The sequence below is a fragment of the Ochrobactrum sp. RH2CCR150 genome (genome assembly GCA_014138095.1).
Lineage (GTDB): Bacteria > Pseudomonadota > Alphaproteobacteria > Rhizobiales > Rhizobiaceae > Brucella > Brucella gambitense.
On record JACGXE010000012.1, the window covers coordinates 34,966 to 58,351 of the forward strand.

The window sequence follows — 23,386 nt, forward strand, 5'->3', positions numbered from 1 at the left end:
CAGCTGCGCGGTGAACAAAGATATGAAAAAGCCGAAACAAATACTCCGCCTTCGCAAGAGAGCGGAGTTTTTGGCTTTGAGGAACGGTGAAAAGCGGCGTGGACCGCTGTTTCTTCTCGAAGTTCGCGAGCGGACGGAAGAGGAATCGGCAGTGGCCAAAATTGGCGACAAGCCCCGCGCCGGCTTCACCGTCACCAAGAAGAACGGTAACGCCGTGATACGAAATCGCATCCGCCGCAGGCTGAGAGAAGCGGTACGTTGTCACGCGGGACGTGACATGGCGCCTTCGACCGACTATGTGATCGTAGCGCGCGAGCAAGCTCTCACTGCGCCCTTTTCGCGACTGACCGAGGAACTCACCCGCCGCATCACGGCCAGGGCTGAGCGGAAGGGCGAAGGGAAACGCCGAACGGAAAGACCGGAATCAGGACCCGTCAATGGAAAATAAACGCAATTTCTTCATCACCATTGCCCTGTCCATCCTCATACTGACGCTGTGGCAAGTGTTTTATCTGGGTCCGAAAACGGAAGCCCAGCGGGAGCAGGCACGCATTGAGGAGCAGCAGCGGCAGGCCCAACAGGCAGCCCAAACTAGCCAGGCAGGCAATGGTGCAGGCGATACGCCGCAGACGCCAGCCGCCTCAGGCACAATTCCCGGCCATGGTGATGTGGCAGCCGCTGGCGGCGCACTGACCCGCGAAGCCGCAATCGCCCAGACGCAGCGCGTCCAGATCGATACGCCTTCGCTGCGCGGTTCGATCAATCTGACCGGCGCGCGTCTTGATGACCTCTTCCTCAAGAACTATCACGAGACCGTCGACGACAATTCTCCGAATATCGAACTGCTCGCGCCTTCCGCGCTGAAGCAGGGCTATTTCGTCGAACTCGGCTTTACCGGCAATGACACGACCGGCCCGGTTCCGGGTCCGAACACCGTCTGGTCCGTGGAAGGCAACGACAAGCTGACCCAGACCACGCCGGTCACGCTGACCTATACCAACGAAAAGAACATCACCTTCAAGCGCGTCATCTCGGTTGACGACGCCTATATGTTCTCCGTTGACGACACGATCACCAACAATACCGGTGCGCCGATTTCGCTGGCCTCCTATGGCCGCGTTACCCGCTTCAACCAGCCGGAACACGCCAGCGCTACCTATGTTCTGCATGAAGGCCTGATCGGCGTCATGGGTCAGGACGGCCTGCAGGAAATCAAGTATTCCAAGGTCGAAGACGACAAGGACATTTCGTTCAAGGACGTCATGGGCGGCTGGCTCGGCATTACCGACAAGTACTGGGCCGCAACGCTCGTACCGCCGCAGGACGAAAAGTTCACCGGCCGCTTCTCGCACTTCACCAATGATCGCCCGCGCTACCAGACCGATTTCCTCGGCGCGCCGATGACCATTGAGGCTGGCCAGTCGCAGACGCTGAAGAACCACGTCTTTGCCGGTGCAAAGGTCGTGACCCAGATTCAGGCTTATGAAAAGCAGCTCGGCATCAAGCAGTTCGAACTGCTGATCGACTGGGGCTGGTTCTACTTCATCACCAAGCCGATGTTCTACCTCATCGACTGGATCTACAAGTTCTCCGGCAATTTCGGCGTCGCCATTCTGGTTGTCACCGTTCTGCTCAAGGGCCTGTTCTTCCCGCTCGCCAACAAGTCGTACAAGTCGATGGCGCGCATGAAGCTGGTTCAGCCGAAGATGACGGAAATCCGCGAAAAGTACGCGGACGACAAGATGAAGCAGCAGCAGGCCATGATGCAGCTGTACAAGGAAGAGAAGATCAATCCGCTCGCAGGCTGCTGGCCGGTGCTGGTGCAGATTCCGGTGTTCTTCGCGCTCTATAAGGTTCTCTACGTCACCATCGAAATGCGCCATGCGCCGTTCTTTGGCTGGATTCAAGATCTTGCAGCGCCCGATCCAACCTCGCTCTTCAACCTGTTCGGCCTCCTGCCTTTCGCCGTGCCGCACTTCCTGATGATCGGCGTCTGGCCGCTCCTGATGGGTATCACGATGTTCCTGCAGATGCGCATGAACCCGACCCCGCCGGATCCGACGCAGGCTGCGATCTTCACCTGGATGCCAATCATCTTCACCTTCATGCTGGCTTCGTTCCCGGCTGGTCTGGTGATCTACTGGGCATGGAACAACCTGCTCTCGATCACCCAGCAGGGCATCATCATGAAGCGTCAGGGCGTCAAGATCGAGCTCTTCGATAATCTGAAGAGCCTCTTCAAGCGAAAGCCCAACGAGGCGAAGAAATAGAACTGAAAGAACCCCGCTTAGGCGGGGTTTTTCATGCCGTCATGTTGACAATGCGGCCCATACCATTGATGCGTGTGTTCTACAGAATAAAGCGACCAGGATAAAAACATTGAGCGAGCAGGATAAGAAGCAGGCGGCAATCAATGCGGCTCAGGCGGCGGCAGATGCAACCCGCGCGGCGCAGGCAGCACTGGTCGAGCAAGGCCGTGCGCTTTTCAAGAAGTCGTGGATCTTCATCCGCGGCGTGCCGTCGATGCAGTTCCTGCCGCCGGAAGGTCCGGTGGAGATCGCCTTTGCCGGCCGCTCCAATGTCGGCAAGTCATCGCTGATCAATGCTCTGGTCAACAAGAAGGGCCTTGCGCGCACGTCCAATACGCCGGGCCGCACGCAGGAACTGAACTATTTCGTGCCGGACGGTTATTCCGGCGAAAACGGCGACCTGCCGCCGCTGGCCCTCGTGGACATGCCCGGCTATGGCTTCGCCGAAGCGCCGAAGGCCCATGTCGATGCCTGGACGCGGCTTGTTTTCGACTATTTGCGCGGACGCACCACGCTGAAGCGCGTCTATGTGCTGATCGACGCCCGCCACGGCATCAAGAAGAACGACGCCGAAGTGCTCGACCTTCTCGACAAGGCAGCTGTCTCCTACCAGATCGTGCTGACCAAGATCGACAAGATCAAACCGGCGGGCGTGCCGCGCCTGATGGCGGATACGCACAAGCTCACCTTCCGCCGCGCAGCCTGCTTCCCCGGCATTATCGCCACCTCGTCGGAAAAAGGCCTTGGCCTCGACGATTTGCGCGCCGCTATTGCTCTGGTGATCAAAGAATCCTGATTTCAGCCTGACCTGTCCTCAAAGCCTGACTCAAAAAGCGGCCTGTGTGTGCGAAAATGGTGATTTTCGAGTACCGGAGCGGAGCGTACTCAAAGTACGTGAGCACCGGAATGAAGAAAACTGCCATTTGCAGCCACACAGGGCGACTTTTGGAACAGGCTCTCAAAGAGGACAGGTTTCCGGCAGGTGGTTCAGCCCCTGATTGCGGCGCTCGAACTGCACGTCGGTCTTTTCCCCGTCGCGGGTGATGCGCAGCACATAGATGCTGTCGAAATCGTCGCCTGACCATTTGGGCACGTCATGCTTGTCGCCGCCATTCTCTTTGACGATATTGCGCACCAGCTTGACGATCTGCTTGTGCTCCCAACCGACCAGAACGGTCGCATTGCGATAGGCGGGTGCTTCCAGCGCTTCTTCCAGCTTGTCGATATCTTCGAAACCAAAACGCGTATCGACCGGCAGGCCGAGCGCAATCGCGGTTGGCTCGACAGTCGCCAGCGGACGCACATAGGCATAGGTCTCGCCCTTGTCGTCCTTCTCTTCGGACGGATTGGGCGCGAAAATCGCCGACGGTTTGCCGAACTGTTTGGCGATGACCGCTGGCAGTTTCAGCGAGCGGTTCAGGCCGCGGCAGCTCAGCTGCCCCAATCCTGCTTCCGGCTTTTCGCCATGGCGGACAAAGATCACGGTTTGTGTGGAGGATGCCGCAGCAGCAGTGCTTTGGGCGGCGTTGAGGGCAAAGAGCGAAACCAGAGCGGTCAAAATCAACCGACGCATTGAAACAACTTTCTTCATCATACAGTGAAACTATAAAACCACATTTACATAGAACATTGGCGTGAGCATGCGAAGCATGTGTCCAGCCAACTATTCGTGAAAAATAAGTCGCGAGACCGTTTTCGCGGATTCCATTTGAATCAAAACCGGTCTAGAAAAGCCTGCCTCTTCTGCCCTGTCGCCAGCCATGGAGCCCGCGATGACGACTCTTGAAAATTCCGAAAAGCAAGCGCAACTCCTCTCCGCCGCCCTGCCCTATATGCAGCGCTACGAGAACAAGCACGTCGTCGTGAAATATGGCGGCCACGCCATGGGTAATCCGGAGCTTGGCAAGGCTTTTGCCCGTGATATCGCGCTTTTGAAGCAATCCGGCATCAACCCGATTGTTGTGCATGGCGGCGGACCGCAGATTCAGGCCATGCTGACCAAGCTGGGCATCGAATCCCGCTTTGAAGGCGGATTGCGCGTCACCGACGAAAAGACCGTCGAAGTGGTGGAAATGGTTCTGGCCGGTTCCATCAATAAGGAAATCGTCGCCCTCATCAATGCCGAAGGCGAATGGGCCATCGGCCTGTGCGGCAAGGACGGCAACATGGTTTTCGCGCAGAAAGCGCACAAGACCGTCATCGACCCCGATTCCAATATCGAAAAAGTGCTCGATCTCGGCTTCGTCGGCGAACCGGCGGAAGTCGACCGTACCCTACTCGATCTTCTGGCGCGTTCCGAGATGATCCCGGTCATCGCACCGGTCGCTCCCGGCCGCGACGGCCACACCTACAACATCAATGCAGACACCTTTGCGGGCGCCATCGCAGGCGCGCTTGCCGCAACCCGCCTTCTGTTCCTGACCGATGTTCCGGGCGTGCTGGACAAGGACAAGAAGCTGATCAAGGAACTCTCCGTGTCCGATGCGCAGGCGCTCATCAAGGACGGCACGATTTCCGGCGGCATGATCCCCAAGGTCGAAACCTGCATCGAAGCAATCCGCCGTGGCGTGGAAGGCGTTGTCATTCTCAATGGCAAGACGCCACATTCCGTTCTGCTGGAACTCTTCACCGAACATGGTGCCGGCACGCTGATCGTGCCATAAAGACCCATGACCAACAGTTCTGATCCTTCGGCCTTCACTCCAGCTTTTGCACACGTCACTGACTGGGTGTTCGATCTCGACAACACGCTTTATCCCCACGCCGCCAATCTGTTTTCGCAGATCGACGTGAAGATGACGAGCTATGTCGAAAACCTGCTGCAATTGCCGCGTGAGGAAGCCCGGCGCATCCAGAAGCAGTTCTATCTCGACTATGGCACCACGCTGAAAGGCCTGATGGAATGCCACCAGATCGATCCGGACGACTTTCTGCAAAAGGTGCACGATATTGACTATAGCTGGCTGAAGCCCGATCCGGCGCTCGGCGAAGCAATCAAGTCTCTGCCAGGTCGCCGTTTCATTTTCACCAATGGCGATCGCGGCCATGCCGAACGTGCGGCACGCCAGCTCGGTATTCTGGATAATTTCGACGACATTTTTGACATCGTCGCTGCCGGGCTGATGCCAAAGCCGGAACGTGTCACCTATGACCGTTTTCTCGGCGCTTTCGGCGTCGATGCCAGCAAGGCGGTGATGTTCGAGGATCTGGCGCGCAACCTCGTGGTACCCAAGGCGCTCGGCATGAAAACCGTTCTGGTGGTGCCGAATAATTTCGAGCCGACCTTCTCGGAAATCTGGGAAAGCGATCCGGAATTTACCGATCAGGTGGACTATGTGACGGATAATCTGACCCAGTTTCTGGAACAGATCATTGCAGGCAGATAGGCATTTCACCGGCCTCGAACAATCGATTGATGCGGCGGCCCATCGTATTCTCGACCGGCTGCCGCGCAGCCGCCTGAGCGACGGGCTGATTGAATTTCTGGTCTTCGGCCTGAAACAGGCTTGGGCCTGCCTGTTTGGCGGCGCCATGCTGGGTCTCATCATCCTGACCGGCTGGCTTTGGCCGGAAAGCGGCGTTGGAGGTATCGCCAGTGTCGTTACCCGCTATGATTTCCTGTTCCTTTCCGCCATTGCCATCCAGCTTGCTATGCTGGTCTTCAAGCTGGAAGCATGGGAGGAAGCCAAGGTCATCCTGATTTTCCATGTTGTCGGCACGGCCATGGAAGTGTTCAAGACCCATGCCGGTTCGTGGGTCTATCCTGAAGAGAACTTCTTCCGTATTGGCGGCGTGCCGCTGTTTTCAGGCTTCATGTATGCGGCGGTCGGCTCCTATATGGCGCGCATCAACCGGATCTTCGATATCCGGCTGAACCATTATCCGCCGCTCTGGACAACACTTGTGCTGGCGGCTGCGATCTACGTCAATTTCTTCGCCCATCATTTCATCTGGGACATTCGCTGGCCGCTCTTTGCGCTGACATTTGCCTTGTTCTGGCGCACCAGCATGCATTATCGCGTGTTCCGTTTTCGGCACAAAATGCCCCTGCTCGTCGCCTTCCTGCTGACCTCGTTCTTCATCTGGTTTGCAGAAAATATCGGTACTTGGTCGAAAGCCTGGCTTTACCCCAACCAGCATAATGGCTGGGTGCCGGTTTCGCTCGGCAAGCTCGGCTCATGGTATCTTCTGATGATCATTTCCGTCGTGCTGGTCACGCTGGTTCACCGTCCCCGCCCCTATCAGGGCGAGGAAGACGCCGAAGCGCTTACTCCTGAAAAGGCAAAAACATAAGCCTCCAACGCTCGGTCAAAACCTGCCCGTGACGTCGATGCCCGCACCATAGGCCATATCTCTGTTCACGGTGCGCGCCAGATAAGGCGTGATGCCAACACTCAACACCTCACTAAATGCGTAGGACAAAGTGGTCGACAGGCTGCCGCGTGTATGCGCTGCATCGACATCGAAGCTGAGCGCGCCGATATATTCGGCACTCGCCGTCACGCTCGGGTCATCATGCAATATGTCTTGCTCGATCTCCGCATTGATCAACCAACGCACCCGGTCGCTCAACGGCATGGCATAATTCGCCCCGAGATAGACGCCCAGACGCCGCGACTTCACATCCGAATAGGTGAACGGGAAATAAGCGTCGGTTTCCGTGTAACCATCCATTTTCAGATTACTGTAGCGCAGCCCGGCATAATAGCCGATGACAGCATTGTCGGAGAGATCGTGCGATCGCCCAGCCTCCAGAGACGCGCCCCAGCCTTTTACCGCGCTCTCGCCTGTGCCTGCTTCCGTGTAATCGAGAACCTGCCGCGTCCGCTCTATATCGTAGCGATTGGCGGCGACCGAGCCTTGCAGATACCAGTGACCCGTTGCCGTTGGCGCGCGCCAACGGGCATAGAAGCCGCCGCCGATATTGTCATTATCCCGGTCGAAACTGTCCGGCATGTCGCGCCAGAAAGAATGCGCAACGGTGACCCCCGCCAGAAAGTTATCGGTGAAGGCATGCGCCATGGAAATCCAGCCAAGCGCATCGGTCGTCCCGCCCGCGCGCCCGACATCGGCTGAAAGCGAGTAGCAACTTTCGCCCGCCTTCGCGACATCGCACGAGCGCTGCAAGCGCCCCAATGTTCCACGCTGCGACTCCATGACGGAGAATGTGTCCCCGGCCAGAGCCGCAACTGTTTTCGCAGTATTGGTCACATCAATGCCAACCGATTGCGTAGGTTGGGTTGATCCTGTGCCAGCTTGCGACGATCCAGACGATTGCGTACCAGATGTCTGCTGCCCGGTTCCGCCTGCGCCGGGGCCCGTTGTGGACGTTCCGGTAACCGGTGGCGTCGAACCGTTGCCCGCTGCAGGTGGTTCCGAAGTTTCCCCACCCGAAGACGATCCCGGTTGAGCGCCAGAACCAGCCCCCGCCCCCGGTGTCTGCGGTTCTGTACCGCCCGAGCCAGTTCCCGGTGCAGGCGTTCCGGTAACAGGTGGCGTTTCCGTCTCCCCCGGATCGGGTTTCGGCGTGGGCGTGCCTGTGACCGGCGGAGACGAAATCAAGAGCTTCCAGATGGTTGCATGCGAAGCGCCGGATGCCAGCGTCGATGTTCCAACCACAACTGTCCCATCTGCCGACATGGCATTGGCTGTTGAAGACACACCTCCGAGTGTGCCCAGATCGGTTGGCACGGTCGCGCCATTCGCCCAATAGACAGCATGCAGATTGCCGTCCGTTCCCGACGACGAGCCGGCAATGATCGAACCATCAGCTGAAATGGAGGCGACGTCAGAATAATAGCCGCCAAGTGTGCCGAGATCGGTTGGCGTCGTCGCGCCTGACTTCCACGATACGGCGTGAGTTTCGCCAAGCTCAGTATAAGATATGCCTGCCAGAACGGAGCCGTCCGCCGACAGCGTGAACACATCGGAATAGAACCCGCCGAGTGTGCCAAGATCGACCGGCGATGTTGCGCCATCGGTCCACGATGCGGCATGGATTTCGCCACCGCTCGTTTCCGACTGCCCGGCAATGACGCGCCCATTGGCAGATACGACATTAGCTGCGGAATTTGAGCCACCAAGCGTGCCGAGGTCCGCTGGCGTCAGTGCACCGTTTGTCCATGAAACCGCGTGAGCAGCGCTAGACGAAAAGTCTGCGTAACCGACAATCACACTGCCATCAGCGGAAACCGCCTTGGCATAAGAGGTACTGCCGTTGAGCGTGCCGAGATCAGTCGGCGATGCAGCACCATCCGTCCACTTGACCGCCCGGTTCTTGCCGCCCGATGTGGTGGAGTTGCCGACAATGACACTGCCATCGGCAGACAAAGCAACAGCGTCAGAAAAATTACCGCCCAGTGTTCCGAGATCGGTTGCCAGCATCGCGCCACCCGCCCATGAAACAGCGTGTTGCTCGTTGTCAAATGTCGCCTGACCGACGATGAATGTGCCATCCGCCGAGACGGCATTGACGCCGGAACTACCGCCGCCCGACACCGACAGAACTGTTGGTGTCGCATTTCCCTGAGACCAGGAAACCGCCGATAATCCGCCGCCAGCCATATAGGCCCTGCCCGCTATGATGGATCCATCAGCCGACACCGCCGTCGCAGTGGCGTCGCCGGCAAGTGCTCCGAAATCCAGCGGCGGACCGGACTGCGTCACATCCGCTGCATACGCAGGATACAAAGCAGACGCCATCCCGAGTAGAAGCCCGGGAATACTTTTGAGAATCGCTTTCATAGCGACCTCTTAATTAATAAGATGAGAGAATGCGGGAATATATTTATTATTTAAGAAAATATAATACATGATACCCTCACACAAACATGTGGTTTTATCATATATTTAATTTTAATTACGACAATATCTATTGTTTCATATTAGAACACATTGTGTTCATTTATAATTACTTTTAAATAATACACGCATGTAAACTCAGCGCGTTTCAAAAGGCATTTTAATTCAGATGAACGGAAGCTGCGGGCCCAGCATCTAAGCTTTCAAGCCTCTCCTCCTCACCCCGCTCAATCAGTTTGGAGAGTTCCTTAAATGGCGCAGGCGGGAGAGGTCACCCTCGCCCGCCTGCCTATTCTTATTCGATCAGCTTCCACCGAACGGAACGCCTGAGCTAAAGATCAACGGCTCTGGCTTTTCCATTCATGCGGAACCCTGCGCCTATCGTGGCAAGCCCTAGAACTTACCGGAAAGACCGATGATGGCCCCGAACGCAGTATCCTTGTTGACCGTACGGTTGACATAAGGCGTGACACCGACACTGACAGCATCGCTGAATGCATAAGACACTGTCGTTGACAGGCTGCCGCGTGTATGTGCGGCATCGGAATCGAACTTGTAAGAACCGACATAATCGGCACTGGCGATCACGCTCGGGTCTTTATGCGAAAGATCCTGCTCGATTTCCGCATTAACAGACCAGCGCACCTTGTCGGTCAGCGCCATGCCGTAATTGGCACCGAGATAGGCGGTCGAACGCTGTGACTTCACATCCGAATAGGTGAACGGGAAATAAGCATTGGTTTCCGTATAACCGTCCATCTTCAGATCGTCGTAGCGTAGCCCGCCGTAATAGCCAACGGTTGCCTGATTGGCGAGATCGAAGGATTGACCTGCTTCCAGCTGCACGCCCCAGCCATTGATGGTGCTGTCGCCCGTACCCGGCTCCGTATAGCCCAGAACCCGTCGCGTCCGCTTGACGTCATAGCGATTGACCGCAGCAGAACCCTGCACATACCAGCTGCCATTGGCCGTCTGGTCTCTCCAGCGCGCATAAAGACCACCGCCGATGTTGTTATGGTCGTGATCGAAATCACCTGGAAGATCGCGCCACAGAGAATGCGCAATGGAAACGCCCGCCGAGAAATTATCGGTAAAGGCATGACCCAGTGTCATCCAGCCGAGCATATCCTTGGAATTGCCTGACTTGCCGATATCGGTCGAGATCGAATAGCAGCTCTCGCCCGCCTTCCAGACATCGCAGGATGTTTGGAGACGACCGAGCGTCGCCCGCTGCGATTCCATGACAGAAAAAGTGTCGTGAGCGAGCGCCGCCACTGTTTGCACCGTGTTGGTGACATCAATACCCACTGGTTTGGGGTCAGGATTGGGAGGCGTGGGCTTTTGATCTGGATCCGGGTTTGGCGGTGTCGGCTTGGGATCCGGATCTGGGGTGGGCGGGGGAACGAGCTTCCAAAGAGCCACATGATCGGGGCCATATTCGGGCGTTGCATATCCGACAATTACCGTGCCATCGTCGGAAACTGCATCGGCCCGACTGCTGAGGCCACCCAGTGTGCCAAGATCCATCGCTTGGGTCGATCCGTTCACCCATGCCGCCGCGTGCAGATTGCCGTCAGTGTAATCCGCCCCTCCAACGATGACCACGCCATTGTTGGAAACTGCCTTTGCAATACTCGTGCCCCCACCAAGGGTGCCGAGATCGGTCGCGTCCGCAGATCCGTTTATCCATGATACCGCGTGGTATGTTGCAGTAGTTCTATTCGAAGCCTCAAAAATCTCCGACTCTCCAATAATCACCTTACCGTCGCCAGAAACTGCAACTGCACTGCTGGAGTGTCCATCCCCAACGGGGTTGAGCACTGTCGGCGTGCTCGCGCCATTCACCCATGAAAGCCCGCGTTCACGATAGGAACCGAGATCTTCATTTCCAATAATCACCGCACCGTCGTTGGAGACTGCGATTGCCTGGCTACTGATCGCCTCAGTAGGTGCGTCGAGTTGTGTCGGAGTCGTTGCTTCGTCCCTCCATGACGCCGCGAACTGTTTTCCTGCACTATTCTGCGCCCAGCCAACGATGACGTTGCCGTTCCTCGAAATTGCAAGTGCGGCGCTGTTATCACCGCCGAGAGTGTCTAAATCCGTGGCCAAATTGAAAACATTATCCGCAGACACCCCCACCCATTTTGCCGCGTGACTATGATCGTTTTCGTCCATAAAGTGACCAACGATCACACTTCCGTCACCGGAAACTGCTGTAGCTGTGGTCTTGGATACGACATCGAGAAAACCCTCCCCATAGTCCTCATAGCCGTCGAGCATCACGCCCGCAGACGAACCGTTCAGCCACACTGTAGCGAAGTTGCCTGAAGCCCCATAACTATCGCCGCTCCACCCAACGATCACCTTGCCGTTCGCGGAAACAGTAACTGCACCGCCCGCGTTACCCTTATAGTCGAGTTCTGTCGCTACACCGTTCACCCAAGATACCGCATGCAGGGTAGTCTTGGACTGCCCGAATGGGTTGGTTTTCTCTACAAACTCCGACCCAACAATCACCTTACCATCGGCTGAAACTGCAGCTGCATCACTCTGATCATTACCGAGACCATCAAGCAAGCCAGACTGCCCTAGCGTCCAGTCATCCGCCATCGCCATGTTTACACATCCCACCAGCGCGGACGTGCCAAGCAATAATGCAGCTGCCCTTTTCAAAACCGTGTTCATCGAAACCCTTTAAAATAAGCTTTGCAGTATTTCGCCCCACGCACTGCAAAAGAGACATGAGGAGAGCCCAAGAGGCGGGAGGAGCCCTCCCCACCACATTGGCGCGACCGGCGCGCAAATGTGGAAACAACCGAGATTTCTGGAAAGATGACAATGATTAAGCTGAAATGAACACAGAATCCGACAGGCCCGCCGCTCCCAAGAATAAGCTTGAGACCAACACGCGCACGACAACTCGTGCCGGACAAAGGCACGAATATCGCATATTCTATATTCGATTTAGCTTTATATTACCTATCTTTACATAGAAAAATTCAAGTTGAAGGATATATTGAAATCGAAATCGAACAATACATAAGAATCCCAAATGTATTTTCAGATTATTTCATTCTAAATTTCTAATTAAATACATTGTGAACAAAATCAAAACGTGCACCACCATCTGTTGAAGGGGTGAGGAATTGTGGAATACATTGAAGGAGACACCCAATCTGCGCGCAAGTCGGGTGCATTGAACTGTCTATCGATTGCAGGTTCGAGACGGAATCCAAAAAGAGGGCGCACAGAGATTTGGCCCGTCCGATGGAATCGGAAGGGGCGCTACATGCCCGGTTAGCCGTGCTTGGCAGCCTACAGCTTATAAAAATCCTTGATCTGATCCCAGGCTTCGTCCGCGGTTTCGACGAAGTTCAGAAGCTCGATGTCGGCAGGCGAAATCGTGCCCTGCTCGGCCAGAAATTCGATATTGATCGCCTTGGTCCAGAACTCCTTGCCGAACAGGATTAGCGGCATGCGTTCCATACGGTTGGTCTGGATCAGCGTCATCGCCTCAAACAATTCATCCATCGTGCCGAAGCCGCCCGGAAACACGCAGATCGCCTTGGCGCGCATCAGGAAGTGCATTTTGCGGATCGCGAAATAATGGAAGTTGAAGCAGAGCTCCGGCGTCACATAGGGGTTCGGCGCTTGCTCATGCGGCAACACGATATTGAGGCCAATGGTCGGCGCACCGACGTCTGCAGCACCGCGATTTCCCGCTTCCATCACGCCCGGACCACCGCCCGTCACCACGATAAACTCGCGATAATAGGTCGTGGCGGAATATTCCGAGCACAGGCGGGCGAATTTGCGCGCTTCCTCGTAATAATGCGAATTGGCTTCGAGATTCTTTTTCTGAACCTCGTTCTTCGCCGCCCAGGCTTCGCCGCCCGGCTCCGGAATGCGCGCGCCGCCAAACATCACGACCGTTGATTTGATGCCGCGGTCCGCAAGGATCAGCTCTGGCTTGAGAAGCTCGAGTTGCAGGCGCACGGGGCGCAGGTCGCGGCGCGTCAGGAAGTCGTCATCCGTAAAGGCAAGGCGATAGGCAGGCGCTTCCGTCTGGGGTGTCTGCGGTACGGTTTTTGCCTGCTTGATCGCTTCCTCGGAATTCGGGAACGGCGTCCAGCCGGACTTCTCCATCGGGTTCATGCTTCTCACCTGCTCCTTACAACCTGTTACCAAATCCATTTTGGCGCTAAATGCTTAATCTGTCTCAAACATGACAGACATTGTTCGAGAATGGAGATCAAGAGAGCGCAATTGCGCCCCGATCATGATTGACCCATATGGCGCCTTCGCTTAATCACTTTCATGACAATCGGCCGGACCAAGCGCCCGGCCTGCCATCCGCCGCCCATTCACGGAGACTGCACCCCATGACCAAGCCAGACCTCGCCTCCCTTGAAAAGACCATCGACAAGGCTTTTGACGAGCGCGACGGTGTCAACACGGCAACCCGCGGCGAAATCCGCGATGCCGTTGAACAGTCGCTTATCCTGCTCGATCGCGGCGAGGCCCGTGTCGCAGAAAAACAGGCGGACGGCAACTGGCAAGTCAACCAATGGCTGAAGAAAGCCGTGCTGCTCTCCTTCCGTCTCAACCCGATGGAAGTCATCAAGGGCGGCCCGGGCCAGTCCTCCTGGTGGGACAAGGTGCCGTCCAAGTTCGACGGCTGGACTGCCAATGAGTTCGAAAAGGCCGGCTTCCGCGCCGTACCGAACTGCGTCGTGCGTCATTCGGCCTATATTGCGCCCAACGCTATCCTGATGCCGTCTTTCGTCAATCTCGGCGCTTATGTCGATGAAGGCACCATGGTCGACACCTGGGCGACCGTCGGCTCCTGCGCACAGATCGGCAAGCATGTGCATCTTTCCGGCGGCGTCGGCATTGGCGGCGTTCTGGAACCGATGCAGGCCGGACCGACCATCATCGAAGACAATTGTTTCATTGGCGCGCGTTCGGAGGTCGTCGAAGGCTGCATCGTGCGTGAAGGTTCGGTGCTCGGCATGGGTGTCTTCATCGGCAAGTCGACCAAGATTGTCGACCGCGCAACCGGCGAAGTCTTCTATGGCGAAGTTCCGCCCTACTCGGTGGTCGTCGCAGGCACCATGCCCGGCAAGAACGTACCCGGCGAAAACTGGGGCCCGAGCCTCTATTGCGCCGTGATCGTCAAGCGCGTCGATGAAAAGACCCGCTCGAAGACCTCGATCAACGAATTGCTCCGCGACTGACGCGTTGCAGAGCTGACAGACAAAGAAAAGGCGAAGCTTGTGCTTCGCCTTTTTCATTTGAGGCATTCGTGCTTCACGATGGACTGCCCTTCGGATGGCACAATGCCTTCAGTCCGGGACTTCGTCCAAGAGCTCCATCCTGAAGCGTCGGCATTTTAGTAGTCTGACCGCAACACTTCAGGACCAACATCCAATGGAACGCACTATTTTCTATGGCTGGACGGAGAAGCGTCTCCGAACCGATTGGCCGAACCGTCCCTTTGAGCCGACGATTCACGACGGATTGTTGCGGGCGCAGTGTAATCGATATTCTGTCGGGTCCCCAAGAACGGGCCCGAACCAGTCATTCTGAAAGCCTTTTCCTGAGCAACCTGATCTTCGGGCATTCCCACATAAGGATTTTCTGCATGAGCAGCACCCGCACTGGAAACGACAGCGACGGTGACGGCAGCAAGAGCTAATTTCTTCATGTTCGTACTCCTAACAATATGTCCCTTTATCGGCATTCAGCCGCAGCCTTTCACCAGGCCGTTGGGGACAGTTCAAAAGAGCGCAGCGCTTCCCGCAATCACTCCGCTGTCGCTCAAATGAGATACAATTAGAAGAAATTCCAGTCACGAAAATGCGATATTGACCACGGATATATACCTATAACTTCTTAGAAAAACTCTGCGCTGAAAATATTATTGAGTTATTTTAATTAGTTAGAGAAAGTTTATGCGATCACACCCGCGTGATGTGGCTCCAATACCCCAGACAATGCACATCGAACATTGTATTTCAAATATGAACAATGAGAAGCTTCTTATAATCCCTCGTGCCAAATGAAGAAGGCGAAGCTTGTGCTTCGCCTTCTTCATTTTGGACTACCGGTTGCGATCGATCCCTGGATCGATCGCTCCCTTCGGATGGCACGAAGCCTCTGGTCCGGGCATGTGTCCGGGGAGGCTTCGCAGCCATCCTCCGGGGAGATTCTATTCGGTCAGGCCATTAGTTATCAAAGCTTGAAGGCGAGGCATCGCCGAAGCGATGGGCCGAACCATCCTGATAAACCGGGGCCGACTGACGAATGGTTGCCGTTGCGGTATAATCGACATTGCCCTTCGTGCTGAAGAGCGGGCCGGAATTCGGCTGCTGGAACGCCTTCTCCTGAGCAACCTGAGATTCAGGCATGCCGACATAAGGATTTTCGGCATAGGCAGCACCGGCGCTAAGAGCGACGGCAAGGGCGGCAAGGGCGAGCTTTTTCATTTTCGATCTCCTAGTAAAATGGAGCGGCGTATGAATTCGTCGTTCCGATACATCCTAAATGGGTGACAGTGGCGGAAAGTTCCATTCACGAAAATGTGGAGATCATCACAGCTTCGTGCGCATTCGTTGATCAAAACGTTGCAATCGATTTAAAAAAACATATTAAAAACAATATTTATAACTATGAGAATATGATCACATACGCATTACAGCCTTTAATCTGTCCATTGCCAGTGAACAGTCTGTTCGACTTTATTGTATAATAAAAGTGAACAATTAGGGGACTATCGGCAGCTCCGCATACGACGATAGCAACCTGACCAATCAGGCGTACATTCCGCCGCAACAAGCCAGTGCAACAAAAAAGCCGCATCAAGGATGCGGCCTTTCATAAACAGTTTCGGGCCCGAACTTACAGTTCGCTATCAGTTATTCGCAACGGCAACCGAACGCCCGGCAATGGAAACCCACTGGCCAGAATTGGCAGACGACTGCATCTTGATATAGCGGTAGGACGTCTTCTCGACGGGAAGAACCTCGTCACGCATATTGTCGAGAATATAATCGCCATGATCGGTACGGGCGGTGAGCACGATATGCGCTTCGCTGCCCTGCACCATGGTGATGAGAAGTTGAGACGGGCTCATGCCGCGCGCCATCAACTGCGCACGCTTCATCAGAACGTAGTCCTCGCAATCACCCTTGCCATTGACCGGAATGGTCCAGTAATCGCGCTTGCCATAGTTATCCATATCGGAAACCGGCTTGATACGGTGATTGATGGAGCTGCTGACGCTCTGCAGGAGCTTCATACGCTGCGGAGTAAGCTGCATCGGCGGCAACACGCTATGGCCACGGCAATCGCGTGGATTGCGCCCGCAATAGTCCTTGTGTCCGTAAGGGATGCTTGTCACTCCGCCCGCTTCACTCCACTGTGCAGCCTTGGCTGGTACCATCGTTGCTCCGAAGAGCGTCATCATGCCTGCTACAGTTGTGGTGATTAAACGCATGCACAGTTTCCCATTAATTTAGAAAGGTTCCCGCTGACCGGCCCGTTTCCCGGGTCTCGTTATCAACTCTTTTTTAACTAACGATGACAGAGGCCCTCCGGTCAAGAAAATTTCGTTCTCAAATTGCAACCAAGTTGGAAAAGCGCGTGAAGAGGGAATTTTCAGACATGGTTACGGCCAACGGTTTGTGGTTCCATCCGGACGCATCCCGATCTAGTCTCACTCTCCAGACGATTCTTGAGTGAAGAAACCGACATCATGAGCCTACCAGTCAATCCCGCCGATAATCTCGCCGCCCTTATCCACTGCCCATCTGTTACGCCCGCCGAAGGCGGCGCGCTGACGGCGCTGGAAGCAATGCTGAAACCAATGGGCTTTTCCGTCGAACGCCCCGTCTTCAGCGAAGAGGGCACGCCCGACATCGAAAACCTCTATGCGCGTAAATCCGGCAACGGGCCGCATCTGATGTTTGCCGGTCATACGGATGTCGTGCCGCCCGGCGATGAAAACGACTGGAAGCATCCGCCCTTCTCCGCCGCCATTGAAGATGGCGTGATGTATGGGCGCGGCGCGGTGGACATGAAGGGTGGCGTCGCCTGTTTTGTCGCCGCTGTGGCCCGCCATGTGGAAAAGCACGGCAGCCTGAAGGGCAGCGTCTCCTTCCTCATCACCGGTGACGAAGAAGGTCCTGCGGTCAACGGCACCGTAAAACTGCTCGACTGGGCAAAGCAGCGCGGCGAAAGCTGGGACGCTTCGATTGTGGGTGAGCCGACCAATCCCAATGCGCTGGGCGATATGATCAAGATCGGTCGTCGCGGTTCGCTTTCCGGCACGATTACCGTTCATGGTGTGCAGGGCCATGCAGCTTATCCGCATCTGGCGGAAAATCCGGTGCGCGGCATCACCACGCTGGTGGATAGCCTGCTTTATCCGGCGTTCGATCAGGGCACTGACGATTTTCAGGCCAGCAATCTGGAAGTCACCACCATCGACGTTGGCAACAAGGCCACCAATGTCATCCCGAACAAGGCGACGGCCTCGTTCAATATTCGCTTCAACGACACCTGGACGGCGGAAAGCCTGCAAGCTGAGATCCGCACGCGACTGGAAAAGGCCGCCCGCGACAACCGCCTGCGCCCCGGTCGCGAAACGCCGATCAGCTATGAGCTGACGTGGCGCGAAAGCCCAAGCCATGTCTTCCTGACCCGCGACGAGAAACTGATTGGCACGCTGACGGCCTCTGTAGAGGCGGTGACCGGCAAGCGGCCAGAGCTGTCGACCTCCGGCGGCACGTCGGATGCGCGTTTCATCAAGGATTATTGCCCGGTGGTGGAATTCGGCCTCGTGGGCCAGACCATGCACATGGTCGATGAGCGTGTGGCCCTTGCCGACCTTGAAGGGCTGACACAGATTTATGAGCGCTTCATCGCTGATTTCTTTGGGTAACGCAAAGGCCCGGAAAGCTGCATGACTTTTCGGACTGGATAATGCGAAACATTGGGGAGCCCATGCCGAGCCTGGACGATATTTACCGATATTTCCTGGGTGTCTGGAAAATGATGCTCGGTCGCCGCGACGGTCTCGATTATCTCGACATATCCGCCGAGGGTTTTTGGTCTTCCTTTTTCGCGATAGCGGTAGCCCTGCCACCGCTTTTTGCCAGCTGGGTAGCCTATGCCGCCGACCTCACCGCCGGGCGCGAGGAAGCGGGTATCCGCTTTGCCATCGTCATGAGGGCGGCCTTCGTCGATATTGCAGCATGGGTGGTGCCGCTTGCCCTCATCGGCATGCTGGCCAAACGGATCGGCATCGTCAAACGCTATGCAGCCTATGTGATCGCCACCAACTGGGGCAGCGCACTCCTGGCCTGGGTCTTTGCGCCGATCACCTTGCTACAGCTGTTTTTTCCGGGGCGTTTTGATGTCGCGACGCTTTTCGCGTTCATCATGTTCGGCGCTTCGATTGTGCTGAGCTACCGGCTGACCTTTGTGGCGTTGCAACGCCCGCACGCTTTCGCGGCACCGTTCTTCGCCTGCGTCTTCTTCGGCTCGCTGTTCCTCACCGTACTGCTTCAGCAGATCTTCGGCATTGGCTTCGACCCGCACGCTTATTAAAACGGAAAAGCGTAGTCGACGCCGATCAGATAAAGACCGTAAGGCGGTGCGACTTGTCCGCAGGCCTTGCGGTCGCGCGCTTCAAGCGCCGCCTGCAAATCATCCGCCGTCCAGCGGCCCACGCCCACTTCCATCAGGCTGCCCGCGAAGGAGCGCACCTGATTGTGCAGGAAAGAGCGCGCCGAAACACGCATCTCGATGATCTCGCCATGGCGCGTGATATCGAGCCGGTCGAGCGTCTTGACCGGACTTTTAGCCTGGCACTGCGTGGCGCGAAAGGTCGTGAAATCATGCTCGCCCAGAAGAAGCTGCGCCGCTTCGTGCATCGCCTCGTGATCGAGGCGCTTTTGCACCCACCATGCGCGCTGATAATCCACCGCCAGCGGCGCACGGCGATTGTGGAAGCGATAGAGATAATGCCGTCCCTGCGCCGAAAAACGCGCATCGAAACTGTCGGTCGTCTTCTCGACATTGAGGATGCTCACGCGCTCATTGGCCATAACCAGATGCGCATTGACCGCATCGCGCACCTTGCCCGCACCCCAATCCTTGCTGAGATCCACATGCGCAACCTGCGCCGTCGCGTGAACGCCTGCATCAGTACGGCCCGCAGCGCTTAGCGCCAGATCCTCGCCGCAGAATTTCTTGAACGCCTGCTCGATAGCGCCCTGCACGGTATGGCCGTTTTCCTGACGCTGCCAACCCGCATAGGGGGTGCCGTCATATTCGACCAGAAGTCTGTAGCGCGGCACGGGCCTACAAAACCTTCGTAACCGTTGCGCCGCGCAGAAATTCCTGCGCTGGCAAAGACTTGCCGCCCGAACGCTGCAAGGTAACAAGCCGCACGGCGCCCTCACTACAGGCAACCGTCAGCCGGTCGTCCAGCACGGTACCAGCCGCACCTGAACCTTCGCCCAGCGTCGAACGCTGAAGCTTGACACGTTCGACAACGCCGTTGATTTCCATTTCGCACCAGGCACCTGGAAAAGGCGCAAGGCCGCGAATGGCATTGTGCACATCGCGCGCAGGTTTCGACCAGTCAATGCGCGCTTCGGCCTTGTCGATCTTGGCGGCATAGGTGACGCCCTCTTCGGCCTGCGGCTGCAATGTCAGGCTTTCGCGCTCAAGCGCACCCAGCGCCCGCACCATCAGGTCCGCGCCGATCATGCTCAAACGATCATGCAACTCGCCCGCCGTCATATCCGGCGTGATCGCCACTTTTTCAGCCATGGCGACAGGGCCTGTATCGAGCCCCTCGTCCATTTTCATGATCATCATGCCGGTTTCGCTATCGCCCGACATGATGGCGCGCTGGATAGGCGCGGCACCGCGCCAGCGCGGCAGAAGCGAGGCATGGCCGTTATAGCAGCCAAGCCGCGGCGCATCGAGAATGGCCTTGGGCAGAAGCAAACCATAGGCGACGACGATGGCGACATCGGCCTCCAGGCTCGCAAAAACTTCCTGCTCTTCCGTACCCTTCAGGCTTTTCGGCGTGAAGACGGGAATACCGAACTGCTCGGCCTTTTCATGGACAGGCGACTTGGTCAGCTCCAGCCCTCTGCGCCCTGCCGGACGCGGCGGCTGCGAATAGACGGCCACCACATCATAGCCCTGCCCGATAATGGCGGTCAGGATCGGCACCGAAAAATCCGGTGTGCCCATGAAGACGATACGCATCTAAAGCACTCTCTTCGACGCCCGTTGGCTGGCGAGCTTCTTGAACTTCTTGATGACCATATCGCGCTTCAGCTTGGAAATATGATCGATGAAGAGCACGCCATTGAGATGATCGATCTCGTGCTGCAGGCAGGTGGCCATCAGGCCATCGGCTTCCATTGCATGCGGCTTGCCATCGGCATCGAAATATTTGACCTGAATGGCAGCTGGCCGTTCCACTTCCGCATAATAATCGGGGATGGACAGGCAACCTTCTTCATAAGCGCTGACTTCATCCGTCACCCCGACAATCTCGGGATTGATGAAGACATGCGGCGCTTTTTCCTCGCCTTCCTTGGCAAGGTCGATGACGAGCATGCGGATCGGCTCGCCCACCTGAATGGCGGCAAGGCCAATGCCCGGCGCGTCATACATGGTGTCGAACATGTCGCCGGCAAATTTGCGCAGCTGATCGTCAAAGCGCTCCACTGGCTTGGAAACCAGGCGCAACACAGGATCGGGAAGGATGACAAGCGGTTTTACTGACATGCGCTTCACGTAATCGCTTGTGACAGAATCGTCAATTGTGCTTTGCAAAATGTTCTTGTTTTGATCTCATCAAGCCCATACGAATCAGCTAAGCTTGGCGCATGGAAAACCAGAACCTCTTGAATGAGCCGCTTTTGCAGCTCGGTGCTACATCGCTCACGCTGGGAGATATTCTTCTGGCTGGCATTGTGGTGGTGGTGCTTTGCCTCGTCATTTTCCTGATCGCCGCAACGCGCTCTGCGCGCCTGCGCGCTGTTGCCGAAGCACAGGCCGAGGACCGCGCCCGCGATGCAGAATATCGCATGGCGGAAATCCTGAAAGCACAGGCAGAGATGCAGGGCCGCATGCAGACCATGGCGGAGGTTTTCGGTTCGCGACAGGCGGAGTTGAACCAGTCGATCCGCGAACGGCTCGATGGCATGACGCATCGCATCGGCCAGACCATGACCGAGCAGACCCGCTCGACCCATGAAAATCTTGCCAAATTGCAGGAGCGGCTGGCCGTCATCGACACGGCACAGAACAATATCCAGTCGCTCGCCGGACAGGTGGTGCAGTTGCAGGCGATCCTCGCCAACAAGCAGACGCGCGGCGCTTTCGGCCAGTCACGCATGGAAGCGATCATTGCCGACGGTTTGCCACAAGGCGCTTATGAATTTCAGGCAACACTGTCCAACGGCACCCGCCCCGACTGCCTCGTGCGCATGCCCAATAAAGCACCCTCACTGGTAATCGACGCCAAGTTTCCGCTCGAAGCTTGGAACGCCATGCGTGAGAAGGAGCATCCGGACGCCCGCAAAGCTGCCGTTGTGCAGTTCCGTCGCGATATGGAAATCCATATCAAGGATGTTTCCGACAAATATCTGATCCCCGGCGAAACGCAGGATACGGCTTTTCTGTTCGTGCCCTCGGAGTCGATCTTTGCCGATATTCACGAGCATTTCGAAGCGCTGATCCAGCGCGCGCACCGGGCGCGGATTGTGATCGTTTCACCATCGCTGCTGATGCTGTCGATACAGGTCATTCAGGCGATCCTGAAAGACGCCCGCATGCGCGAACAGGCGCATGTCATTCAGGGCGAAGTGATCCGTCTGATGGAAGATGTGGGCCGCCTCGACGAGCGCGTGCGCAAGCTGCAAACGCACTTTGTGCAGGCCAACAAGGATATTGACGATATTCTGGTGTCGTCCAACAAGGTCACCCGGCGCGGCGCGAAAATCGAAGCGCTGGAATTTGGCGAAAAGCCCGCCGAGGAAACGCCGCCTCAACAAGCAAGGCCGGCGGAAAGCACCCCCACCCAAATGCGTCTGCGCGTGGTGGATGAGGACTAATGGAGCCTTTTCCCTTTTCCCTTGTCCTTCGATCCTTCGATGAACTCAGGATGAGGGCGGCGGCAGCGCCTCTATTGTAAGCTTCCCTCATCCTGAGGAGGTGCGAAGCGGCACCTCAGGATGAGTTCATCGAAGGATGGGAGTAAGAACCCTTCATGAATTGGCTGGACGATCTGAATGACCGAGATCGCGTTCCGGCCAGACTAGATCGCGCACGCGCTGTTTCAGAACCTTGGCTTCCGGGAAACCGCCGTCACGTTTGCGCTCCCAGATAAGTTCTTCATTGCCATCTGGCATCAGCACGCGGATCTCAAAAACCCCGCCAGTCCCCGGACGCAATGCGACCTCCGCCAGATCCTGCCCGAAAGTCTGCAACAATTCCTGCGCCATCCACGCTGCGCGTAACAGCCAATTGCATTGAGTGCAGTAGGTGATGGAGATGCGGGGATTTGCTGACACGGTTTTCAACTTTCTGAACGTAGACGATTTCAAGATGATCATCGCGACTTGTTAGACAATCGAGCTTGACGCAACATCTAGCTTCCAAAGACGCGCGGGGGCAAGTCATGGAAGTAACAGTCTACATTCTGCGTTGTGCGGACGGGTCCTATTATGCCGGGCTCACCAAGCAGAATATCGAAGCCCGGTTATGGGAGCATAATGAGGGCATTTATGACGGGTACACAAAGAAGCGGAGGCCCGTCGAACTCGTTTTCACAGAGACCTATGACCGGATCGTGGATGCCATTGCACGCGAACGCCAGATCAAAGGTTGGTCACGGGCGAAGAAAGAAGCATTGATTGCGCTGAACTATGAAGGCCTGCCGGAACTTGCGAAACGAAAATAGTTTTCTGTCACGCACTACGCCTCTCCCTCATCCTGAGGTGCGGAGCGAAGCGTAGCCTCGAAGGACGAGGGGGAGGCAGCGCATACAGTACGCTGCTTACAGCTTCAATGACTTTCCCTCGCCCTTCGAGACGCCGTTTTCAACGGCTCCTCAGGATGAGGGAAAGCGCGTAGCGCCCTCTTCCAACACCTCAAGAAAAGATTAAGGGCACCGAAGTGCCCTTTTCCAGAATGCCGTAATGTCGGCTGAGGATAACGTGTCTAACTCAAACACCGTTTCC

Annotated in this window: 22 protein-coding genes; 11 read left to right on the top strand and 11 right to left on the bottom strand. The window is 56.3% G+C overall.

Annotation, left to right across the window (positions count from 1 at the left end; translation table 11 throughout):
- Window positions 1-22: 22 nt before the first annotated feature.
- The 3 genes from rnpA to yihA all read left to right on the top strand — a co-directional run bounded on the left by rnpA (window position 23) and on the right by yihA (window position 3,105).
- Complete coding sequence (gene rnpA, locus FHW03_RS19910) at window positions 23-448, top strand: ribonuclease P protein component (RefSeq protein WP_182522209.1); 426 nt, start codon at window positions 23-25, stop codon at window positions 446-448.
- Window positions 438-2,270, top strand: a complete 1,833-nt coding sequence (gene yidC / locus FHW03_RS19915) for a membrane protein insertase YidC (protein WP_182522210.1) — start codon at window positions 438-440, stop codon at window positions 2,268-2,270. Before rnpA ends, yidC begins: the two co-directional genes overlap by 11 nt.
- A gap of 190 nt (window positions 2,271-2,460) precedes the next feature.
- Complete coding sequence (gene yihA / locus FHW03_RS19920; RefSeq protein WP_247880528.1) at window positions 2,461-3,105, top strand: ribosome biogenesis GTP-binding protein YihA/YsxC; 645 nt, start codon at window positions 2,461-2,463, stop codon at window positions 3,103-3,105.
- 162 nt (window positions 3,106-3,267) lie between these two features.
- Here yihA and FHW03_RS19925 read toward each other — a convergent pair whose 3' ends face one another.
- Window positions 3,268-3,882, bottom strand: a complete 615-nt coding sequence (locus FHW03_RS19925; protein ID WP_182522211.1) for a hypothetical protein — start codon at window positions 3,880-3,882, stop codon at window positions 3,268-3,270.
- Between the two features lie 199 nt (window positions 3,883-4,081).
- Between FHW03_RS19925 and argB the strand changes: the two genes are divergently transcribed.
- Genes argB through FHW03_RS19940 form a run of 3 tightly spaced genes read left to right on the top strand, consistent with a single transcriptional unit; the run spans window position 4,082 to window position 6,602 of the window.
- Window positions 4,082-4,972, top strand: coding sequence for an acetylglutamate kinase (argB, locus tag FHW03_RS19930; RefSeq protein ID WP_182522212.1), 891 nt, complete (start codon window positions 4,082-4,084; stop codon window positions 4,970-4,972).
- A 6-nt stretch (window positions 4,973-4,978) separates the two neighbouring features.
- A complete protein-coding gene (locus FHW03_RS19935; RefSeq protein WP_182522213.1) occupies window positions 4,979-5,695 on the top strand; it encodes a pyrimidine 5'-nucleotidase in 717 nt (238 codons plus the stop codon).
- Window positions 5,682-6,602, top strand: coding sequence for a DUF817 domain-containing protein (locus FHW03_RS19940; protein WP_182522214.1), 921 nt, complete (start codon window positions 5,682-5,684; stop codon window positions 6,600-6,602). The genes FHW03_RS19935 and FHW03_RS19940 overlap by 14 nt, the downstream gene beginning before the upstream one ends.
- A gap of 15 nt (window positions 6,603-6,617) precedes the next feature.
- Here the strand turns inward: FHW03_RS19940 and FHW03_RS19945 are convergent, their stop codons facing one another.
- From FHW03_RS19945 to FHW03_RS19955, 3 genes are all read right to left on the bottom strand, one after another.
- Window positions 6,618-8,975: an autotransporter domain-containing protein gene (locus tag FHW03_RS19945; RefSeq protein ID WP_182522215.1), complete on the bottom strand. Its 2,358-nt coding sequence runs from the start codon at window positions 8,973-8,975 to the stop codon at window positions 6,618-6,620.
- A 528-nt stretch (window positions 8,976-9,503) separates the two neighbouring features.
- Complete coding sequence (locus FHW03_RS19950; RefSeq protein WP_182522216.1) at window positions 9,504-11,726, bottom strand: autotransporter domain-containing protein; 2,223 nt, start codon at window positions 11,724-11,726, stop codon at window positions 9,504-9,506.
- A 699-nt stretch (window positions 11,727-12,425) separates the two neighbouring features.
- On the bottom strand, window positions 12,426-13,265 hold the full coding sequence (locus FHW03_RS19955) for an LOG family protein (protein WP_113534782.1): 840 nt from the start codon (window positions 13,263-13,265) through the stop codon (window positions 12,426-12,428).
- Between the two features lie 227 nt (window positions 13,266-13,492).
- Here FHW03_RS19955 and dapD point away from each other — a divergent pair, with 227 nt between their 5' ends.
- Window positions 13,493-14,347, top strand: coding sequence for a 2,3,4,5-tetrahydropyridine-2,6-dicarboxylate N-succinyltransferase (gene dapD / locus FHW03_RS19960; protein ID WP_078339922.1), 855 nt, complete (start codon window positions 13,493-13,495; stop codon window positions 14,345-14,347).
- Window positions 14,348-14,550: 203 nt separating this feature from the next.
- Here the strand turns inward: dapD and FHW03_RS19965 are convergent, their stop codons facing one another.
- From FHW03_RS19965 to FHW03_RS19975, 3 genes are all read right to left on the bottom strand, one after another.
- Window positions 14,551-14,817: a hypothetical protein gene (locus FHW03_RS19965; RefSeq protein ID WP_182522217.1), complete on the bottom strand. Its 267-nt coding sequence runs from the start codon at window positions 14,815-14,817 to the stop codon at window positions 14,551-14,553.
- A gap of 520 nt (window positions 14,818-15,337) precedes the next feature.
- The gene (locus FHW03_RS19970) at window positions 15,338-15,598 is read right to left on the bottom strand and encodes a hypothetical protein (protein WP_182522218.1); all 261 of its coding nucleotides are present in this window, start codon (window positions 15,596-15,598) and stop codon (window positions 15,338-15,340) included.
- Between the two features lie 425 nt (window positions 15,599-16,023).
- Window positions 16,024-16,575: a transglutaminase-like cysteine peptidase gene (locus FHW03_RS19975; RefSeq protein ID WP_182522275.1), complete on the bottom strand. Its 552-nt coding sequence runs from the start codon at window positions 16,573-16,575 to the stop codon at window positions 16,024-16,026.
- A 291-nt stretch (window positions 16,576-16,866) separates the two neighbouring features.
- Between FHW03_RS19975 and dapE the strand changes: the two genes are divergently transcribed.
- Both dapE and FHW03_RS19985 read left to right on the top strand, forming a co-directional pair.
- Complete coding sequence (dapE, locus tag FHW03_RS19980; protein WP_182522219.1) at window positions 16,867-18,054, top strand: succinyl-diaminopimelate desuccinylase; 1,188 nt, start codon at window positions 16,867-16,869, stop codon at window positions 18,052-18,054.
- 62 nt (window positions 18,055-18,116) lie between these two features.
- A complete protein-coding gene (locus FHW03_RS19985) occupies window positions 18,117-18,722 on the top strand; it encodes a hypothetical protein (protein ID WP_182522220.1) in 606 nt (201 codons plus the stop codon).
- Here the strand turns inward: FHW03_RS19985 and truA are convergent.
- From truA to def, 3 genes are read right to left on the bottom strand one after another with little or no spacing between them, the layout of a single operon-like run.
- Window positions 18,719-19,474, bottom strand: coding sequence for a tRNA pseudouridine(38-40) synthase TruA (gene truA, locus FHW03_RS19990; protein ID WP_182522221.1), 756 nt, complete (start codon window positions 19,472-19,474; stop codon window positions 18,719-18,721). The genes FHW03_RS19985 and truA overlap by 4 nt on opposite strands.
- Before the next feature lie 4 nt (window positions 19,475-19,478).
- A complete protein-coding gene (fmt, locus tag FHW03_RS19995) occupies window positions 19,479-20,399 on the bottom strand; it encodes a methionyl-tRNA formyltransferase (RefSeq protein ID WP_182522222.1) in 921 nt (306 codons plus the stop codon).
- Window positions 20,400-20,927 (bottom strand): peptide deformylase, encoded by a 528-nt coding sequence (def, locus tag FHW03_RS20000; protein ID WP_182522223.1) that lies wholly within the window; start codon window positions 20,925-20,927, stop codon window positions 20,400-20,402.
- 101 nt (window positions 20,928-21,028) lie between these two features.
- On the opposite strand from def, the gene FHW03_RS20005 reads away from it, so the two are divergent.
- Window positions 21,029-22,258, top strand: coding sequence for a DNA recombination protein RmuC (locus tag FHW03_RS20005; RefSeq protein ID WP_182522224.1), 1,230 nt, complete (start codon window positions 21,029-21,031; stop codon window positions 22,256-22,258).
- A 153-nt stretch (window positions 22,259-22,411) separates the two neighbouring features.
- Here FHW03_RS20005 and FHW03_RS20010 read toward each other — a convergent pair whose 3' ends face one another.
- Window positions 22,412-22,717 carry a SelT/SelW/SelH family protein gene (locus tag FHW03_RS20010; RefSeq protein WP_182522225.1) on the bottom strand — a complete coding sequence of 102 codons (306 nt, stop codon included), beginning with the start codon at window positions 22,715-22,717 and terminating at the stop codon, window positions 22,412-22,414.
- A 107-nt stretch (window positions 22,718-22,824) separates the two neighbouring features.
- Here FHW03_RS20010 and FHW03_RS20015 point away from each other — a divergent pair, with 107 nt between their 5' ends.
- On the top strand, window positions 22,825-23,106 hold the full coding sequence (locus tag FHW03_RS20015; protein WP_182522226.1) for a GIY-YIG nuclease family protein: 282 nt from the start codon (window positions 22,825-22,827) through the stop codon (window positions 23,104-23,106).
- Window positions 23,107-23,386: the final 280 nt, after the last annotated feature.

Coding starts and splice junctions, on each gene's coding strand:
- dapD (WP_078339922.1), top strand. CDS start 13,493: ATGACCAAGCCAGACCTCGCCTCCCTTGAAAAGACCATCGACAAGGCT.
- FHW03_RS20005 (WP_182522224.1), top strand. CDS start 21,029: ATGGAAAACCAGAACCTCTTGAATGAGCCGCTTTTGCAGCTCGGTGCT.
- FHW03_RS19935 (WP_182522213.1), top strand. CDS start 4,979: ATGACCAACAGTTCTGATCCTTCGGCCTTCACTCCAGCTTTTGCACAC.
- FHW03_RS20015 (WP_182522226.1), top strand. CDS start 22,825: ATGGAAGTAACAGTCTACATTCTGCGTTGTGCGGACGGGTCCTATTAT.
- rnpA (WP_182522209.1), top strand. CDS start 23: ATGAAAAAGCCGAAACAAATACTCCGCCTTCGCAAGAGAGCGGAGTTT.
- FHW03_RS19970 (WP_182522218.1), bottom strand. CDS start 15,598: ATGAAAAAGCTCGCCCTTGCCGCCCTTGCCGTCGCTCTTAGCGCCGGT.
- FHW03_RS19925 (WP_182522211.1), bottom strand. CDS start 3,882: ATGCGTCGGTTGATTTTGACCGCTCTGGTTTCGCTCTTTGCCCTCAAC.
- dapE (WP_182522219.1), top strand. CDS start 16,867: ATGAGCCTACCAGTCAATCCCGCCGATAATCTCGCCGCCCTTATCCAC.
- FHW03_RS19955 (WP_113534782.1), bottom strand. CDS start 13,265: ATGAACCCGATGGAGAAGTCCGGCTGGACGCCGTTCCCGAATTCCGAG.
- FHW03_RS19950 (WP_182522216.1), bottom strand. CDS start 11,726: ATGGCGATGGCGGATGACTGGACGCTAGGGCAGTCTGGCTTGCTTGAT.
- argB (WP_182522212.1), top strand. CDS start 4,082: ATGACGACTCTTGAAAATTCCGAAAAGCAAGCGCAACTCCTCTCCGCC.
- fmt (WP_182522222.1), bottom strand. CDS start 20,399: ATGCGTATCGTCTTCATGGGCACACCGGATTTTTCGGTGCCGATCCTG.
- def (WP_182522223.1), bottom strand. CDS start 20,927: ATGTCAGTAAAACCGCTTGTCATCCTTCCCGATCCTGTGTTGCGCCTG.
- FHW03_RS19975 (WP_182522275.1), bottom strand. CDS start 16,575: ATGACGCTCTTCGGAGCAACGATGGTACCAGCCAAGGCTGCACAGTGG.
- FHW03_RS19985 (WP_182522220.1), top strand. CDS start 18,117: ATGCCGAGCCTGGACGATATTTACCGATATTTCCTGGGTGTCTGGAAA.
- FHW03_RS19965 (WP_182522217.1), bottom strand. CDS start 14,817: ATGAAGAAATTAGCTCTTGCTGCCGTCACCGTCGCTGTCGTTTCCAGT.
- yidC (WP_182522210.1), top strand. CDS start 438: ATGGAAAATAAACGCAATTTCTTCATCACCATTGCCCTGTCCATCCTC.